The following is a 16,543-nucleotide window of genomic DNA, read 5'->3' as shown; positions in this document are numbered from 1 at the left end:
AAGGTCGCCGAGAAGTGGCAATCCGCCTGTGCCGCCGATGGTGTGGCAAACCGGTTCATACCGCAGGTCACGGGACGTCCGGGGCGGATGTGTGCTTCGTGGACCCTCGCGCCGACCGGCCCGGAAGATGTGCCAGAGTTGCCACGTCGGGGCTGTGAGCACGTACGGTACGGCCACACAGGCGGGACAGCCGGGACGGCCGGGACACCGGGAAGGGGCAGCTGGGTTGACCACGCACGCACCGCAGGCGGCGCAGTCCGTGACGCTGCCGACCACGCTCGGCGAGGCCGTGGCGGCGCTCAGCGCCATGCCCGCCGCCGTGCCCGTGGCGGGCGGTACGGACTTGATGGCCGCCGTCAACAGGGGCCAGTTGCGGCCCGCCGGTCTCGTCGGCCTCGGCCGCGTCAACGAGATCCGGGGCTGGCGGTACCAGGACGGCCACGCCCTGCTGGGCGCCGGTCTCACCCACGCGCGCATGGGCCGCCCGGACTTCGCGGCGCTCATCCCCGCCCTCGCGGCGGCCGCCCGCGCGGCCGGTCCGCCCCAGATCCGCAACGCGGGCACCCTGGGCGGCAACATCGTCACCGCCGCGCCCACCGGCGACTCCCTGCCCGTGCTGGCCGCCCTGGAGGCGGACCTGGTCGTCGCCGGACCGGGCGGTATGCGCGAGGTGCCGGTGGCGCACCTGCTCGCGGGCCGGGAGCTGCTCGGCCCCGCCGAACTGATCGGTCACGTCCGCGTACCCCTGCTGCACGCCCCGCAGGTGTTCCTGAAGGCCACCGGCCGGACCGGCCCCGGGCGGGCCACCGCGTCCGTCGCGGTCGTCCTGGACCCGGCGCGGCGCGGCGTGCGCTGCGCGGTCGGGGCGATCGCCCCGATGCCGCTGCGGCCGCTGGAGGCGGAGCGCTGGATCGCGTCGCTGATCGACTGGGACGGCGACCGCGGCCTGGTGCCGGAGGCGCTCGCGGCGTTCGGCGAGTACGTGGCGGCCGCCTGCATCCCGGACCCGCCGGGTGGGGAGCAGTTGCCGCCCGCCGTACTGCACCTGCGGCGTACCGTCGCCGCGTTGGCCCGACGGGCACTGGGGAGGGCGCTGTCGTGACCACCGACGAGAACGACGACCGGCGGGGGCAGGGCGGCTGGCAGCCGACGCCCCAGGGCGAGTACGACGGCGACGCGACCGCCTTCGTGCAGCTGCCGCCGGACATGGCGACGACCGGCGCCCCGCTGGAGGCCCCCGGTCACGGCTACGTGCCGCCGGAGGCATGGGCGCCGCACGATCCGAACGCGACGGCCCAGTGGTCGTACCAGGCGGCGCCCGCTCCCGCGCCCACGGAGCCGACCGGCCAGTGGACGATTCCGGTCGCCCAGGGGGATCTACCGGACGAGTCGGGCGAGTTCACCACGTCGGCGCTCGCCTCGCACTGGTCGAGCGGCAACGCGCCGGCCACTCTTCCGGGCGGCGCCCCCGCGCCCTGGGCGACGCCGGAGCCGCGGCCCGCCGAAGCCCCCGCCGAGGAAGCCCCCGAGCCGGCCCCCGACGCGGACCCGCACGCGGTCCCGGACCCGGCTCCGGAACCCGCCTCGGCACCGGGAGCGGAAACCGATCCGGGTCAGGCTCCGGATCCGGAGCCGCACCCCCATCCGGAGCCGCACCCCCACCCCCATCCGGAACCCCCTGCGCATCCCGGACCGGGCCAGGGACCGGACGAAGAACCGGCCCATGAGGCCCACCACGAGGCAGCCCAGGGGGCGGACCCGGAGACGGCCGCCCACCACGCGGCGCCGCCCCCTACCCACGTCACGGACAGCGACGAGCACCCGCACATCTCGTACGTGCTGCGCGTCAACGGCACGGACCGCCCCGTCACCGAGGCGTGGATCGGCGAGTCCCTGCTGTACGTGCTGCGCGAGCGGCTCGGCCTCGCCGGCGCCAAGGACGGCTGCTCCCAGGGCGAGTGCGGCGCCTGCAACGTCCAGGTCGACGGCCGGCTCGTCGCCTCCTGCCTGGTGCCCGCCGCGACCGCGGCCGGGAGCGAGGTGCGTACGGTCGAGGGGCTGGCCACCGACGGCGAGCCCTCCGACGTGCAGCGCGCCCTCGCCGCGTGCGGAGCCGTCCAGTGCGGCTTCTGCATCCCGGGGATGGCCATGACGGTCCACGACCTCCTCGAGGGCAACCACGCCCCGAGCGAACTGGAGACCCGCCAGGCGCTCTGCGGAAACCTCTGCCGCTGCACCGGCTACCGCGGTGTCGTCGACGCCGTACGCGAGGTCGTCGCCGGACGCGCCGCGAGCGCCGCCTCCGCCGCGGCGGAGGCCGCCGGAGCCGCCGAGGGGGCCGAGGGCGCCGCGCGGCAGCCCCGTATCCCGCACCAGATCCCCCACCCGCACGACGGAGGCACGGCGTGAGCAACGACGCGGCCACCGCCATCCCGGCGGTCGACGGCCCCCAGGGCCCCCAGCAGGAGCTGCCGTCCCACGGGCTCGGCGCGTCCCTCCCGTCCGCCGACTCCCGCGCCAAGACGGAGGGCACCTTCCCGTACGCCTCCGACCTGTGGGCCGAGGGCCTGCTGTGGGCGGCCGTCCTGCGTTCCCCGCACGCGCACGCGCGCGTGGTCTCGATCGACACCACGGCCGCCGCCGAGATGCCCGGCGTACGGGTCGTGGTGACCCACGCCGACGTGCCCGGCGAGGCGACGCACGGCCGCACGGTCGCCGACCGCCCCGTCTTCGCCTCCGACCTCGTGCGCCACCACGGCGAGGCCATCGCGGCGGTGGCGGCCGACCACCCGGACACCGCCCGCCTGGCCGCCGCGGCCATCGCGGTCGAGTACGAGGTCCTCGACCCGGTCACCGACCCGGAGCAGGCCTTCGCCGCCCCGCCCCTCCACCCGGACGGCAACCTGATCCGCCACATCCCGCTGCGCTACGGCGACCCGGACGCCACCGGCGAGGTCATCGTCGAGGGCCTGTACCGCATCGGCCGCCAGGACCCCGCGCCCATCGGGGCCGAGGCCGGGCTCGCCGTGCCCCGCCCGGACGGCGGTGTCGACATCTACACCGCCTCCACCGACCCGCACACCGACCGCGACCTGGCCGCCGCCTGCTTCGGGCTCGGCCCCGAGCAGGTCAAGGTGGTCGTCACCGGCGTCCCCGGCGCCACCGGAGACCGCGAGGACCCCGGGTTCCAGATCCCGCTGGGCCTCCTCGCGCTCCGTACCGGCTGCCCCGTCAAACTGGCCGCCACCCGCGAGGAGTCCTTCCTCGGCCACGCCCACCGTCACCCCACCCTGCTGCGCTACCGCCACCACGCCGACGCGGAGGGCCGTCTGGTCAAGGTCGAGGCGCAGATCCTCCTCGACGCCGGCGCCTACGCCGAGGCCTCCTCCGAGTCGCTCGCCGCCGCCGTCGCCTTCGCCTGCGGCCCCTACGTGGTGCCGCACGCGTTCGTCGAGGGCTGGGCGGTACGCACCAACAACCCGCCCTCCGGGCATGTGCGCGGCGAGGGCGCGATGCAGGTCTGCGCCGCGTACGAGGCGCAGATGGACAAGCTCGCCGCGCGCCTGGGACTGGACCCCGCCGAGCTGCGCCTGCGCAACGTCCTGGCCACCGGCGACATCCTCCCCACCGGCCAGACGGTCACCTGCCCCGCCCCGGTCGCCGAACTCCTCCAGGCCGTCCGCGACTTCCCCCTGCCCGCCCTCCCCAAGGACTCCCCGGAGGACGGCTGGCTCCTCCCCGGCGGTCCGGAGGGAGCGGGCGAGCCCGGCGCCGTACGCCGCGGTGTCGGCTACGCGCTCGGCATGGTCCACATGCTGGGGGCCGAGGGGACGGACGAGGTCTCCACCGCCACGGTCAAGGTCCACGACGGCATGGCGACCGTCATCTGCGCGGCGGTCGAGACCGGCCAGGGCTTCTCCACGCTCGCCCGCCAGATCGTCCAGGAGACCCTGGGCATCGACGAGGTCCACGTCGCCTCCGTCGACACCGACCAGCCCCCCGCCGGCCCGGCGACCCACGGCCGCCACACCTGGGTCTCCGGAGGCGCCGTCGAGCGGGCCGCCAAGATGGTCAGGACCCAGCTGCTCCAGCCCCTGGCCCACAAGTTCGGCATGTCCACCGAACTGCTCCAGATCACCGACGGGAAGATCACCTCCTACGACGGAGTCCTGTCGACCACCGTCATGGAGGCGCTGGAGGGCAAGGAGCTCTGGGCCACCGCCCAGTGCCGCCCCCACCCCACCGAGCCCCTCGACGGCGCCGGCCAGGGCGACGCCTTCGTGGGCCTCGCCTTCTGCGCCATCCGCGCGGTCGTCGACGTCGACATCGAGCTCGGCTCCATCCGCGTCGTCGAGATGGCGGTCGCCCAGGACGTCGGCCGCGTCCTCAACCCCGCGCAGCTCGCCACCCGTATCGAGGCGGGCGTCACCCAGGGCGTCGGCGCCGCCCTCACCGAGAACCTCCGCACCGCCCGCGGCCTGGTCCGCCACCCCGACCTCACCGGCTACGCGCTGCCGACGGCCCTGGACGCGCCGGACATCCGCATCGTCAGGCTCGTCGAGGAACGTGACGTGGTCGCCCCGTTCGGCGCCAAGGCCGCCAGCGCGGTCCCGGTGGTGACCTCTCCGGCGGCGGTGGCCGCCGCGGTGCGCTCCGCCACCGGCCGCCCCGTCAACCGCCTGCCGATCCGCCCCCAGGCGGCGGTCGCCGCCCCTACCGCCTGACCGGCCGGGGAGAAGGGGGCCCGCCCGTGCGATCCGGTGTCGTGCTCATCACCGGCATCATGGCCGCCGGCAAGTCGACCGTCGCCCAGGCGCTCGCCGAACGGCTGCCGAGGGCCGCGCACGTACGGGGCGACGTCTTCCGCCGCATGATCGTGTCGGGGCGCGCGGACATGCGCCCCGGGGCGGGCGACGAGGCCCTGGCGCAACTGCGCCTGCGGTACCGGCTGTCGGCCGCCACCGCCGACGCGTACGCCGACGAGGGCTTCACCGCCGTCGTCCAGGACGTGGTGCTGGGACCCGAACTCGCCGCGTACATGCGGCTCGTCCGGACCCGGCCCCGGTACGTCGTGGTCCTCGCGCCGCGGCCGGACGTGGTCGCCGCGCGCGAGGCGGGGCGGGGCAAGACGGGGTACGGCGGCGGCTGGACACCCGAGCGGCTGGACAAGGGGCTGCGCGAGGAGACCGCCCGGATCGGGCTGTGGCTCGACACCTCCGGGCTGACGGTCGGGGCCACGGTGGACGCGATCCTGGAAGGCGCGGACCGCGCCCTCGTGCCGTAGGGACCGTGGCGGGCCCCGCCCCGCGTCACCGCCCGCGGGCGGAGCCCGCCGCCGATGCGGCCCGGCCCGGCGAGGTCCGGCGCGGTCCGGCCCGGCCCCGGGCCTCTCGGGCACACGGCCCGAGGCGCTCCGCATGACCGTGGGCGGCTGCCCCACGGCGGCGGGAGCGGCCGCGGCGCGACTGCCCCGGGGTGTCCCCGCACGCGCGTGGACGTACGACCAAGGACCGAGGACCGTCCCTCCTCCGGACAGGGGCCATATCCCACCACGCCCCTTACGGTGGGTCCATGACCGCTTTGGACAGCGACCGCACGGAGACGCGCGCCGCCGGGCAGCGGAAGCCCGGCGGCGTTCTCGACCGCGAGCACCGCGCGCTCAGTGTCGGCATCGTCTCCGTGGTGATGCTGATCGCCTTCGAGGCGACCGCCGTCGGTACGGCGATGCCGGTGGCCGCGCGGGAGCTGCACGGCGTGCCGCTGTACGCGTTCGGCTTCTCCGCCTACTTCACCACCAGCCTCTTCGCGATGGTGCTCTCCGGTCAGTGGTCCGACCGCGCGGGCCCCCTCGCGCCGGTCACCGCCGGGATCGCCGCCTTCGGGGCGGGGCTGCTGATGTCGGGGACGGCGGGGACGATGTGGCTGTTCATCCTCGGGCGGGCCGTCCAAGGCCTCGGCGGCGGCCTGGTGATCGTGGCGCTGTACGTGGTCGTCAGCCGGGCGTACGCGGAGCGGCTGCGGCCCGCGATCATGGCGGCGTTCGCCGCCGGATGGGTCGTCCCCTCGATCGTCGGTCCCCTCGCCGCCGGAACGGTGACCGAACGGCTGGGATGGCGATGGGTGTTCGTCGGCATCCCCGTGCTGGTCGTGCTGCCGCTGGTCCTGGCGCTGCCCGCGATACGGCGGTCGGCGTCCGGGCCGGCCGACCCGCAGGCGCCTAGGCCGCCGTTCGACGGGCGGCGTATCCGGCTGGCCCTGGGCATCTCGCTGGGAGCGGGTCTGTTGCAGTACGCCGGCCAGGACCTGCGGTGGGTGTCGCTGGTCCCGGCGGTGGCGGGGGCGGCGCTGCTCGTGCCCGCCGCGCTCGGGCTGCTGCCGCGCGGCACCTACCGGGCGGCGCGGGGGCTGCCGTCGGTGGTGCTGCTGCGGGGCCTGGCGGCGGGGGCGTTCATCTCCGCCGAATCGTTCGTGCCGCTGATGCTGGTCACCGAGCGGGGCCTGAGCCCGACGATGGCCGGGTTGTCGCTGGCGGTGGGCGGGGCGACATGGGCGCTGGGCTCGTACGTCCAGTCCCGGCCGCGTGTGGAGCCGTACCGCGAGCGCCTGATGGTGCTCGGGATGCTGCTGGTGGCCGCCGCCATCGCGACCGCGCCGAGCGTGCTGGTGCCCGCCGTGCCGGTGTGGACCGTGGGCGTCGCCTGGGGCGTGGGCTGTCTCGGCATGGGCATGGTGATCTCCTCGACGAGCGTGCTGTTGCTGAAGCTGTCGGCGCCGGGTGAGGCCGGGGCGAACTCGGCGGCCCTCCAGATCTCGGACGGGCTCTCCAACGCCGTGCTCCTCACCCTCGGCGGCGCCGCCTTCGCGGCCCTGGGCGGCGGCTCCGTCGCGGCCCACGCGGCCCACGGAGCCGGCGGCGGCTCGCACCCGGTGGCCTTCGCGGCGGTGTTCCTCCCGATGGCGGTGGTGGGGGCCGTGGGGGCGTGGGTGGCGACGAGGCTGCGGACGTGAGAGGCGGTGGGCCGGCGGTGGCGAGCGTACGGCCCGGCTGTCCCGCGTGACGTCCCTCGCCGTGAACGGGGTCCGGCCACGCCCGGACGCCGACGCCACGCCACGCCGACGCCGACACCGACGCCGCCCGGCGACCGGTGACCGCCGTCGCCACGGCCGAGGCGCACGGCGTGAAGGACGTCGCCCGGGAGCACCGGGGCCCGGCGGTGTGACCCGCGTCGCACTCCACGAGGTCACGGCGGCGTCCCGGCGGGGACGGCGCCGGGCCACCGGTAGGGTGGCCCGGTTGTCGTACGTAACAGCCGAGAGACCGAATCGGAGACCGTGACTACTACCGCCTCCCATCACCTCTCACCCGCCTTCCCGGGCCGCGCCCCCTGGGGTACCGCCAACAAACTGCGTGCCTGGCAGCAGGCCGCGATGGAGAGGTACATCCAGGAGCAGCCGCGCGACTTCCTCGCGGTCGCGACGCCCGGCGCCGGCAAGACCACCTTCGCGCTCACGCTCGCGTCCTGGCTGCTCCACCACCACGTGGTGCAGCAGGTCACCGTCGTCGCGCCGACCGAGCACCTGAAGAAGCAGTGGGCCGCCGCGGCCGCGCGGATAGGGATCAAGCTCGACCCGGACTACAGCGCCGGGCCGCTGAGCAAGGAGTACCACGGGGTCGCGGTCACCTACGCGGGCGTCGGCGTACGGCCCATGCTGCACCGCAACCGCAGCGAGCAGCGCAAGACCCTCGTCATCCTCGACGAGATCCACCACGCCGGTGACTCCAAGTCGTGGGGCGAGGCCTGCCTGGAGGCGTTCGAGCCCGCCACCCGGCGGCTCGCGCTCACCGGTACGCCGTTCCGGTCCGACACCAACCCGATCCCCTTCGTCACCTACGAGGAGGGCAACGACGGCATCCGGCGGTCCTCCGCCGACTACACGTACGGATACGGCAACGCGCTCGGCGACGGCGTCGTCCGTCCGGTGATCTTCCTCAGCTACAGCGGCAACATGCGCTGGCGCACCAAGGCCGGTGACGAGGTCGCGGCGAGGCTCGGCGAGCCGATGACCAAGGACGCCGTCTCGCAGGCCTGGCGCACCGCCCTCGACCCGCGCGGCGACTGGATGCCCAACGTGCTGCGCGCGGCCGACCAGCGGCTCACCGAGGTCCGCAAGGGCATCCCGGACGCGGGCGGCCTGGTCATCGCCTCCGACCAGGACTCGGCGCGCGCCTACGCCAAGCTGATCCGCGAGATCACCGGGACGAAGGCGACCGTCGTGCTGTCCGACGACGCGGGCGCGTCGAAGCGGATCGACGAGTTCAGCGAGGGCGACGACCGCTGGATGGTCGCCGTCCGGATGGTGTCGGAGGGCGTCGACGTGCCGCGCCTGGCGGTCGGCGTCTACGCGACGACGATCTCGACGCCGCTGTTCTTCGCGCAGGCGGTGGGCCGTTTCGTACGTTCCCGCAGGCGCGGCGAGACCGCGTCCGTGTTCCTTCCGACGATCCCGACCCTGCTGACCTTCGCGGGCGAGATGGAGGTCGAGCGCGACCACGCCCTCGACAAGCCCAAGAAGGACGGGGCCGACGAGGACCCCTACGCCGAGTCCGAGAAGGAGATGGACGAGGCGAACAAGGAGCAGGACGAGGACACCGGCGAGCAGGACACGCTGCCCTTCGAGGCGCTCGAGTCCGACGCGGTCTTCGACCGGGTCCTGTACGACGGCGCCGAGTTCGGCATGCAGGCCCACCCCGGGAGCGAGGAGGAGCAGGACTACCTCGGCATCCCCGGGCTGCTGGAGCCGGACCAGGTGCAGCTGCTGCTGCGCAAGCGGCAGGCGCGGCAGATCGCGCACAGCCGGCAGAAGCCGGCCGAGGAGGCCGACCTGCTGGAGCTGCCGGCCGAACGGCGGCCCGTCGTTTCGCACAAGGAGCTGCTGGAGCTGCGCAAGCAGCTGAACACGATGGTGGGCGCGTACGTCCATCAGAGCGGCAAGCCGCACGGCGTCATCCACACCGAGCTGCGCCGGGTGTGCGGCGGGCCGCCGAGCGCGGAGGCGACGGCGGGACAGATCAGGGAGCGGATCAAGAAGGTCCAGGAGTGGGCCACGCGGATGCGCTGAGCACCGGGTGGCCCGGCGGGGGGCGTACTCGGCGCAAACCGGGGCGAAACTTCCGTACTGCAAACGCTTGCGCCCGGATTCTGGACGAGGGCTTCCGCTGAGCGGAGTGGCTCGCTACTGTCCCGGCAATCGCAATGCAAACGCCCCGTGGCAGCGCCGCCGCGGAGCGCAGCCGGTGTGCCTTGCCTGCCGGCGGCCTCTCCGTGCGTCGCCGATGGGACCGGTGGCGCGTCCGCCGTTGAGAGTGTCCGCCGTCACTCACTCCGAAGGAGAGGGCGTCGTGACCGCGGAGACCTCCCAGACGCTCGACCGAGGACTGCGCGTCCTCAAGCTGCTCGCCGACACCGATCACGGGCTGACCGTCACCGAGTTGTCCAACAAACTCGGTGTCAACCGCACCGTCGTCTACCGTCTGCTCGCCACGCTCGAACAGCACGCTCTGGTACGCCGGGACCTGGGCGGCCGTGCCCGCGTCGGCCTCGGTGTGCTGCGGCTGGGCCGCCAGGTGCACCCGCTGGTGCGCGAGGCAGCGCTGCCCGCGCTGCGGTCGCTGGCCGAGGACATCGGGGCCACCGCCCACCTGACCCTGGTCGACGGCGCGGAGGCGCTCGCCGTGGCGGTCGTCGAACCCACCTGGACGGACTACCACGTGGCCTACCGGGCGGGGTTCCGGCACCCGCTGGACCGGGGAGCGGCCGGCCGCGCGATACTCGCCGCCCGGCAGGGCGCCCTGACCGGGCCCGGCTACACGCTCACGCACGGCGAGCTGGAGGCGGGCGCGAGCGGCGCGGCGGCCCCGCTGCTCGGGGTGACCGGCGTCGAGGGCAGTGTCGGCGTGGTCATGCTGGCGGACGCCGTACCGGAACGGGTCGGGCCCCGCGTGGTCGACGCCGCCCGCGAAGTCGCCGACGCCCTGCGCTGACGCCACCCCCGTCGCCGTGCGGCCACCGCCCCGCCCCGGGTGGGGGCGGCGGACGGCGGATAGATTGGCACCGTGCTCACCAGTCTCACGCGCCCCCGCGCTCTCGCCCTGTGCGCCCTTCCCGTCGTCGCCCTGCTCGTGGTCGCCGGGTTCGCGCCGCTGCCGTTCACCCTCGCGCAGCCGGGGTCCACCAGTGACGTACTGGGCAAGCACAAGGGCCGGCAGGTCATCACCGTCTCCGGCACACCCGTCCGGAAGACGGAGGGCGAGCTGCTCATGACGACCATCGTCGCCACCGGACCCGGTACCGACGTCGGCCTCGGTGACGTCGTCGACAGCTGGTTCCGCGACGATCGCGCCGTCCTGCCGCACGACTCCGTCTACCCGGCCGGCAAGTCGGACGCCGAGATCGAGAAGCGCAACATCGGGCAGATGCGGCAGTCGCAGAACAGCGCCGTCCAGGCCGCCCTCGGCTACCTCGGCAAGAGCCCTCGGCAGGTGAAGGTCGACCTCGAACTGGCCGACGTCGGCGGCCCCAGCGCCGGGCTGTTCTTCGCCCTCGGCATCGTCGACAAGATCGCGGGCGACGGCTCGGGCGGCGACCTCACCGGCGGCCGCACCATCGCCGGTACGGGCACGGTCGACGCCGACGGCACGGTCGGCGCCGTGGGCGGGGTGTCCCTCAAGACCCAGGCCGCCCACCGCGACGGCGCGTCCGTCTTCCTCGTACCGAAGGACGAGTGCGCGGACGCCCAGGCCGAGAAGCCCGAGGGGCTGCGGCTCATCCCCGTCACCACGCTCAAGGACGCGGTGTCGTCACTGCGCGCCCTGGAACGGGGGAAGAAGGTCCCGAGCTGCTGACGGCGGCCGCCGGACCGTCCATCCCGCCCCAGCTGGGGAAGACCGCCGGTGCCATCGTCGCCACGAAGTACAGGCCGCCGATCACCAGCAGGGCCGTCGCGAGCCCCGCCTGCTCCACCAGGTGTCCCGCGCCGAGCCCGCCCAGCGGCATGGCCGTCAGCACCCCGGCCGTCGTCACCCCTCGCTGATGAACCCCTCCTCCACCAGCCACTCCTTCGCCACCTGGTGCGGGTCCTCGCCGTCCACGTCCACCCGCGCGTTCAGCTCGCGCGCCACCGCCGTGTTGAGCCGCGCGCTCAGCGGGCCGAGCAGGTCGGCGATCACCGGGTACTTCGCGTAGGTCGCCGAGTGCAGGGCGGGCGCCGCGTTGTAGTGGGGGAAGAAGTGCCTGTCGTCCTCCATGGTGTCCAGGTCCATCGCCTTGATCCGGCCGTCCGTCGTGTAGACCTCGCCGAGCAGGCACGAGCCGGACTCCGCCACCTGGGTGTAGATGATCCCGGCGTCCATCTTGCGGATGCCGGCGGCCGGGATGTCCATGCCGTACGCCCGCTCCATGCCCGGCAGCCCGTCCTCCCGGGACGCGAACTCGTTCTCCACGCACAGCGTCACCGCGGACGGGTCGCGGCGGGACAGCTCCGCCACGTCCGAGAGCGTCCGCAGCCCGTACCTGGCGTTGTTCCTCTCGCTGATCGCGAGCGTGTACGTGTTGTCGAGCGCCGACGGCGGCAGCCAGCTGACGCCGTTGCGCACGTCCGCGTCACGCACCGCCTCCCACTGCTCCCGCTCGCCGGGGACCGGCGTCTGCTTTCCCAGGTAGGTGATCCACGCCGTGCCCGTGTACTCGTAGATGGCGTCGGCGTCGCCCTGGATGATCGCTTCACGGCCGCTGAGGGACCCCGGCAGGTTCGTCCGGTCCAGCACTTCGGCGCCCGCCGCCTTGAAGATCAGCCCGATCATGTGGCCGAGGACGAGGTTCTCGCTGAAGTTCTTCGACGTGACCGTCAGCGAAGCGCCCTTGAGTGGCTGCCCGCGCCCCACCGAACCGGGCAGGACGTCGTCGGCCATCGGCGAGCCGCTCTTCAGCCCGCATCCGGACAGCCCGGCCGCGACCAGCGCCAGGGCCACCGCCGCCCTCCCGCACCTCGTCACCGGGCCGCCAGCCCGCGCGGCGTGAGCAGCAGCTCCGCGAGCGACGCCAGCCAGTCGACCAGCAGCGCCAGCGCGACCGTGAGGACCGACCCCAGCACCAGCACCGCCATCCGCCGCGTCTGGATGCCCGTCGTGATCAGGTCGCCGAGCCCGCCGCCACCGACGAACGTCGCCAGCGTCGCCGTACCCACGTTGAGCACCAGCGCCGTGCGCACACCCGCCAGGATCAGCGGCACGGCCAGCGGCAGCTCCACCCGCAGCAGCCGGCCCGCCGCCGACATGCCGATGCCCCGCGCGGCCTCCACCATCCGCGGGTCGATGGCCCGGAGGCCGGCCATGGTGTTGGAAAGCACCGGCAGGACCGCGTAGGCGACCATGCCGGTGATCGCGGTCGTCGGCCCGATGCCCAGCCAGATCACCAGCAGCGCCAGCAGACCGATCGCCGGGGTCGCCTGGCCCACGTTCGCCACCGCCGTCGCCACCGGAGCCGCGCGCCTGAGACCTCGCCGGGTCAGGGCGATGCCCAGCGGGACGGCGATGAGCAGCACCCAGAAGGTGGAGACCGCCGTGAGTTCGACGTGCTGCCACAGCCGCAACCGGGCGTTCCCGCCCGCCAGCGCGTTCCGGGCGATCGCGTCCAGGTGGACGTGGGACATCCAGAGGTACGTCGCCGACAGCAGCGCGGCCAGCACCACCGGCGTGACCACCAGCCTCCTCGGCGGCACGCGCCACCCCGGCGCACTCCACCGCGAGGAGCGCCGCCGTGGAGCGGCCCGCCGTGGCGCGGGCCGCCGCGGGACGGGCCGCCCCTCGCGGTCGGGCTCCGTCTCCGCACGGGGCGTCACGCGCGTCCCTCCGGCTCCGCCCCGGTGCGGTGGTCGCGGGCCTCCTCCAAGTCGTGCCGGTGCCCGGTCGCGGCCGTCCGGTCCGCCTCCAGCGTCTCGCGGACCGAGTTCAGCAGCGTCTCCAGGTCGACGACCCCGATGTACTCGCCGCGCCACCCCGTCACCGCCACCCGCCCCGCCGAGTCGACGAGCACCGCCTCCAGCGCGTCGCGCAGCGTCGCGTCCCGAGTCACCGTCCCGCGCACCGACCGGCCCGCCCGTGCCGCCGGGCCCCTGGCCGGCGCCAGGTCCCCGCGCCGCAGCCACCTGTGGGGCCGCCCGTGCCGGTCCAGCACCAGCACAACGTCGTACGGCCCGCCGCGCAGCCGGTCGAGGACGGTCCGCGGAGAGTCGTCGACCGACACGGTGGGGAAGCCGGCGATCTCCACATCCCGTACGCGCGTCAGATGGAGCCGCTTCAGCGCCGCCCCCGCCCCCACGAACCCCGACACGAAGTCGTCGGCGGGGTTGGTCAGGATCGCCTCCGGCGTGTCGAACTGGGCGACGCGCGAACGCTCACGCAGCACCGCGATCCGGTCACCCAGCTTGATCGCCTCGTCGAAGTCATGGGTGACGAAGACGATCGTCTTGTGCAACTCGTGCTGCAACCGGAGCAGCTCGTCCTGCAGGTGGTCGCGCGTGACCGGGTCCACCGCCCCGAACGGCTCGTCCATCAGCAGCACCGGCGGATCCGCCGCCAGCGCCCGCGCCACCCCGACCCGCTGCTGCTGGCCGCCCGACAACTGGCGCGGGTACCGCCCGTGGAACTCCCCCGGGTCGAGCCCCACCAGGTCCAGCATCTCCTCCACCCGGCCGCGCACCCGCGCCTTGGACCAGCCCACCATCTTCGGTACGAGGGCGATGTTCTCGGCGACCGTCATGTGCGGGAACAGCCCGGAGGACTGGATCGCGTACCCCACCTTCCGCCGCAGCCGGACCGGGTCGATGCGGGTGACGTCCTCGTCGTCGATCCGGATCCGCCCCGACGTCGGCTCGATCAACCGATTGATCATCTTCAGGGTGGTCGACTTCCCGCACCCCGACGGTCCCACGAGGACCACCGTCTCGCCCGGCCTGATCTCCATCGAGACGTCGTCCACGGCCGGTGACGGATTGCCCGGGTAGCTCTTCGAGAGGTGCTCCAGCTCAATGCTCGCGCCCACGGATCCCCCTCGGAATGGTCAGCCGCCCGAGCAGCACGTACGCCGCGTCGAAGAGCAGAGCGAGGATGACGATCCCCAGCGTCCCGGCCAGCACCTGGTTGAGCGCGTTGGCGCTGCCCAGGGAAGCGATCCCGCGGAAGATCTCATTGCCCAGCCCCGGCCCCGACGCGTAGGCGGCGATCGCGGCGATACCCATGAGCATCTGCGTGGACACCCGGATCCCCGCCAGGATCGGCGGCCACGCGAGCGGCAGCTCCACCCGCGCCAGCCGGGCGGCCGGTGACATCCCGATGCCCTTGGCGGCGTCCACCAGTGCCGGGTCGACACCCCGCAGCCCCACGATCGCGTTGCCACCACCGGCAGCAGCCCGTACAGCACCAGCGCGATCACGGTGGGCGCCACCCCCAGCCCCACCACCGGGATCAGCAGGCCGATCAGCGCCAGCGAGGGAATGGTCAGCACCGTCGCGGTGGACGTGACGGCGAGGGTCCCCGCCCAGCCGCTGCGGTAGGTGGCCAGCGCGAGCGCCACTCCCGCCACGGTGGCGATCACCATGCACTGGAACACCGCGCTGACGTGCTGCAACGCGTCCGTGAACAACTGCTGGTGCCGGGCGGCCACGTACTCCCAGAAGCCCACGCGCGCTCCCTCGTCTCACTCCTCCGACGCGGCCTGCTCCACCAGCGGGATGATCCGCAGGGGCACGGGGTTCTCCATGACGATCGCGGTGGAGGCCCGCACGATGCCATCAAAACCGACGACCCGGTCGATCACCCGCTGGAGATCCGCGTTCGACCGGGCCACCAGGCGGCACAGCATGTCCCCGTGACCGGTCGTCGTGTGCAGCTCCAGCACCTCCGGTACGCCCGCCAAGTGCTCCCGGACATCGGCGCCTTGCCCCTGTTTGATCTCCAGCGTGGCGAACGCGGTGACCGGGTAACCCAGAGCCGCCGGATCCACCTCCGGGCCGAAGCCCCGGATGACTCCGTTCGACTGAAGCCGGTCCAGCCGGGCCTGCACCGTGCCGCGTGCCACGCCCAGCCGGCGCGAGGCCTCCAGGACGCCTATGCGCGGCTCACGCGCCAGCAGGGCGATGAGCCTGCCGTCCAGATGATCGATCGCCACAGCCGCTCCCCAATGGTCACCCTGTACAGAACGCCCGGCCATAGTGCCCATCCACTGGTCAATATGACCACCCTGGACGCCAACTATTGCGCACCCTGCCAAACGGAGAGAGCCTGCCGCCATGACTGAGACCATCTCCCACACCCCCGACACCGCCCGGCAGGCCGACCCCTTCCCGGTGAAGGGAATGGACGCGGTCGTCTTCGCCGTCGGCAACGCCAAGCAGGCCGCGCACTACTACTCCACGGCCTTCGGCATGAAGCTGGTCGCCTACTCCGGACCGGAGAACGGCAGCCGCGAGACCGCCAGTTACGTGCTGACGAACGGCGCCGCGCGCTTCGTGCTCACCTCCGTCATCAAGCCGACCACCGACTGGGGCCGCTTCCTCGCCGAGCACGTCGCCGAGCACGGCGACGGGGTCGTCGACCTCGCCATCGAGGTGCCGGACGCGCGCAAGGCGTACGCCTACGCCGTCGAGCAGGGTGCGACCGGCCTCACCGAGCCGTACGAGATCAAGGACGAGCACGGCACGGTGGTCCTCGCCGCCATCGCCACGTACGGCAAGACCCGCCACACCCTGGTCGACCGCTCCGGTTACGACGGCCCGTACCTCCCCGGCTTCGTCACCGCCAAGCCGATCGTCGAGCCGCCCGCCAAGCGCACGTTCCAGGCCATCGACCACTGCGTGGGCAACGTCGAGCTCGGCCGGATGAACGACTGGGTGGCCTTCTACAACAAGGTCATGGGCTTCACCAACATGAAGGAGTTCGTCGGCGACGACATCGCCACCGAGTACTCCGCGCTCATGTCCAAGGTCGTCGCGGACGGCACCAAGAAGGTCAAGTTCCCGATCAACGAGCCGGCGATCGCGAAGAAGAAGTCGCAGATCGACGAGTACCTCGAGTTCTACGGCGGCCCCGGTGTGCAGCACATCGCGCTCGCCACGAACGACATCGTCGCGACGGTCCGCACCATGCGGGCGGGCGGTGTCCAGTTCCTCGACGTGCCCGACTCGTACTACGACACGCTCGGCGAGTGGGTCGGCGACACCCGCGTCCCGATCGACGAGCTGCGCGAGCTGAAGATCCTCGCCGACCGCGACGAGGACGGCTACCTGCTCCAGATCTTCACCAAGCCCGTGCAGGACCGGCCGACCGTCTTCTTCGAACTCATCGAGCGCCACGGCTCGATGGGCTTCGGCAAGGGCAACTTCAAGGCGCTCTTCGAGGCGATCGAACGCGAGCAGGCCAAGCGCGGCAACCTGTAGCGCCGCCGCCGGGGGCGGCGCAAGGCCGTCCCCGCGGAGGCCGGCGGCACCG

13 protein-coding genes and 1 pseudogene are annotated in these 16,543 nt (G+C 73.5%); 9 read left to right on the top strand and 5 right to left on the bottom strand.

Annotated features, from left to right (window positions below; translation table 11 throughout):
• Window positions 1-226: 226 nt before the first annotated feature.
• The 8 genes from ABD347_RS03790 (at window position 227) to ABD347_RS03755 (ending at window position 10,903) form a co-directional block, all read left to right on the top strand.
• A complete protein-coding gene (locus tag ABD347_RS03790; RefSeq protein WP_344356259.1) occupies window positions 227-1,102 on the top strand; it encodes an FAD binding domain-containing protein in 876 nt (291 codons plus the stop codon).
• Window positions 1,099-2,409, top strand: coding sequence for a 2Fe-2S iron-sulfur cluster-binding protein (locus tag ABD347_RS03785; protein WP_344356258.1), 1,311 nt, complete (start codon window positions 1,099-1,101; stop codon window positions 2,407-2,409). The genes ABD347_RS03790 and ABD347_RS03785 overlap by 4 nt, the downstream gene beginning before the upstream one ends.
• Window positions 2,406-4,724 (top strand): xanthine dehydrogenase family protein molybdopterin-binding subunit, encoded by a 2,319-nt coding sequence (locus ABD347_RS03780; protein WP_344356257.1) that lies wholly within the window; start codon window positions 2,406-2,408, stop codon window positions 4,722-4,724. The genes ABD347_RS03785 and ABD347_RS03780 overlap by 4 nt, the downstream gene beginning before the upstream one ends.
• 26 nt (window positions 4,725-4,750) lie before the next feature.
• Entirely contained in the window at window positions 4,751-5,284 is a 534-nt protein-coding gene (locus ABD347_RS03775) for an AAA family ATPase (RefSeq protein ID WP_344356256.1), read from the top strand.
• 287 nt (window positions 5,285-5,571) lie between these two features.
• The gene (locus ABD347_RS03770; RefSeq protein ID WP_344356254.1) at window positions 5,572-7,008 is read left to right on the top strand and encodes an MFS transporter; all 1,437 of its coding nucleotides are present in this window, start codon (window positions 5,572-5,574) and stop codon (window positions 7,006-7,008) included.
• A gap of 324 nt (window positions 7,009-7,332) precedes the next feature.
• Window positions 7,333-9,120 (top strand): DEAD/DEAH box helicase, encoded by a 1,788-nt coding sequence (locus tag ABD347_RS03765; RefSeq protein WP_344356252.1) that lies wholly within the window; start codon window positions 7,333-7,335, stop codon window positions 9,118-9,120.
• Between the two features lie 280 nt (window positions 9,121-9,400).
• The gene (locus ABD347_RS03760) at window positions 9,401-10,042 is read left to right on the top strand and encodes an IclR family transcriptional regulator (RefSeq protein ID WP_344356250.1); all 642 of its coding nucleotides are present in this window, start codon (window positions 9,401-9,403) and stop codon (window positions 10,040-10,042) included.
• Between the two features lie 72 nt (window positions 10,043-10,114).
• Window positions 10,115-10,903: a S16 family serine protease gene (locus ABD347_RS03755; protein WP_344356248.1), complete on the top strand. Its 789-nt coding sequence runs from the start codon at window positions 10,115-10,117 to the stop codon at window positions 10,901-10,903.
• 174 nt (window positions 10,904-11,077) lie between these two features.
• On the opposite strand, the gene ABD347_RS03750 is transcribed toward ABD347_RS03755, so the two are convergent.
• The 5 genes and pseudogenes from ABD347_RS03750 to ABD347_RS03730 all read right to left on the bottom strand — a co-directional run bounded on the left by ABD347_RS03750 (window position 11,078) and on the right by ABD347_RS03730 (window position 15,224).
• Entirely contained in the window at window positions 11,078-11,968 is an 891-nt protein-coding gene (locus tag ABD347_RS03750) for a glycine betaine ABC transporter substrate-binding protein (RefSeq protein ID WP_344356385.1), read from the bottom strand.
• 80 nt (window positions 11,969-12,048) lie between these two features.
• On the bottom strand, window positions 12,049-12,897 hold the full coding sequence (locus ABD347_RS03745) for an ABC transporter permease (RefSeq protein WP_344356246.1): 849 nt from the start codon (window positions 12,895-12,897) through the stop codon (window positions 12,049-12,051).
• Window positions 12,894-14,099, bottom strand: coding sequence for an ABC transporter ATP-binding protein (locus tag ABD347_RS03740; protein WP_344356244.1), 1,206 nt, complete (start codon window positions 14,097-14,099; stop codon window positions 12,894-12,896). Before ABD347_RS03740 ends, ABD347_RS03745 begins: the two co-directional genes overlap by 4 nt.
• Window positions 14,083-14,738 (bottom strand): annotated as a pseudogene (locus ABD347_RS03735) (ABC transporter permease). The gene ABD347_RS03740 and the pseudogene ABD347_RS03735 overlap by 17 nt, the downstream one beginning before the upstream one ends.
• Window positions 14,739-14,753: 15 nt before the next feature.
• A complete protein-coding gene (locus ABD347_RS03730; protein ID WP_064072192.1) occupies window positions 14,754-15,224 on the bottom strand; it encodes an Lrp/AsnC family transcriptional regulator in 471 nt (156 codons plus the stop codon).
• 121 nt (window positions 15,225-15,345) lie between these two features.
• Here ABD347_RS03730 and hppD point away from each other — a divergent pair, with 121 nt between their 5' ends.
• Window positions 15,346-16,491, top strand: a complete 1,146-nt coding sequence (gene hppD / locus ABD347_RS03725) for a 4-hydroxyphenylpyruvate dioxygenase (protein ID WP_344356241.1) — start codon at window positions 15,346-15,348, stop codon at window positions 16,489-16,491.
• Window positions 16,492-16,543: the final 52 nt, after the last annotated feature.

The organism is Streptomyces gobitricini, assembly GCF_039532985.1.
GTDB classification, from domain to species: domain Bacteria; phylum Actinomycetota; class Actinomycetes; order Streptomycetales; family Streptomycetaceae; genus Streptomyces; species Streptomyces gobitricini.
The sequence above is the reverse complement of the archived record's forward strand: the minus strand, read 5'-3'. Positions and strand labels throughout refer to the sequence as shown.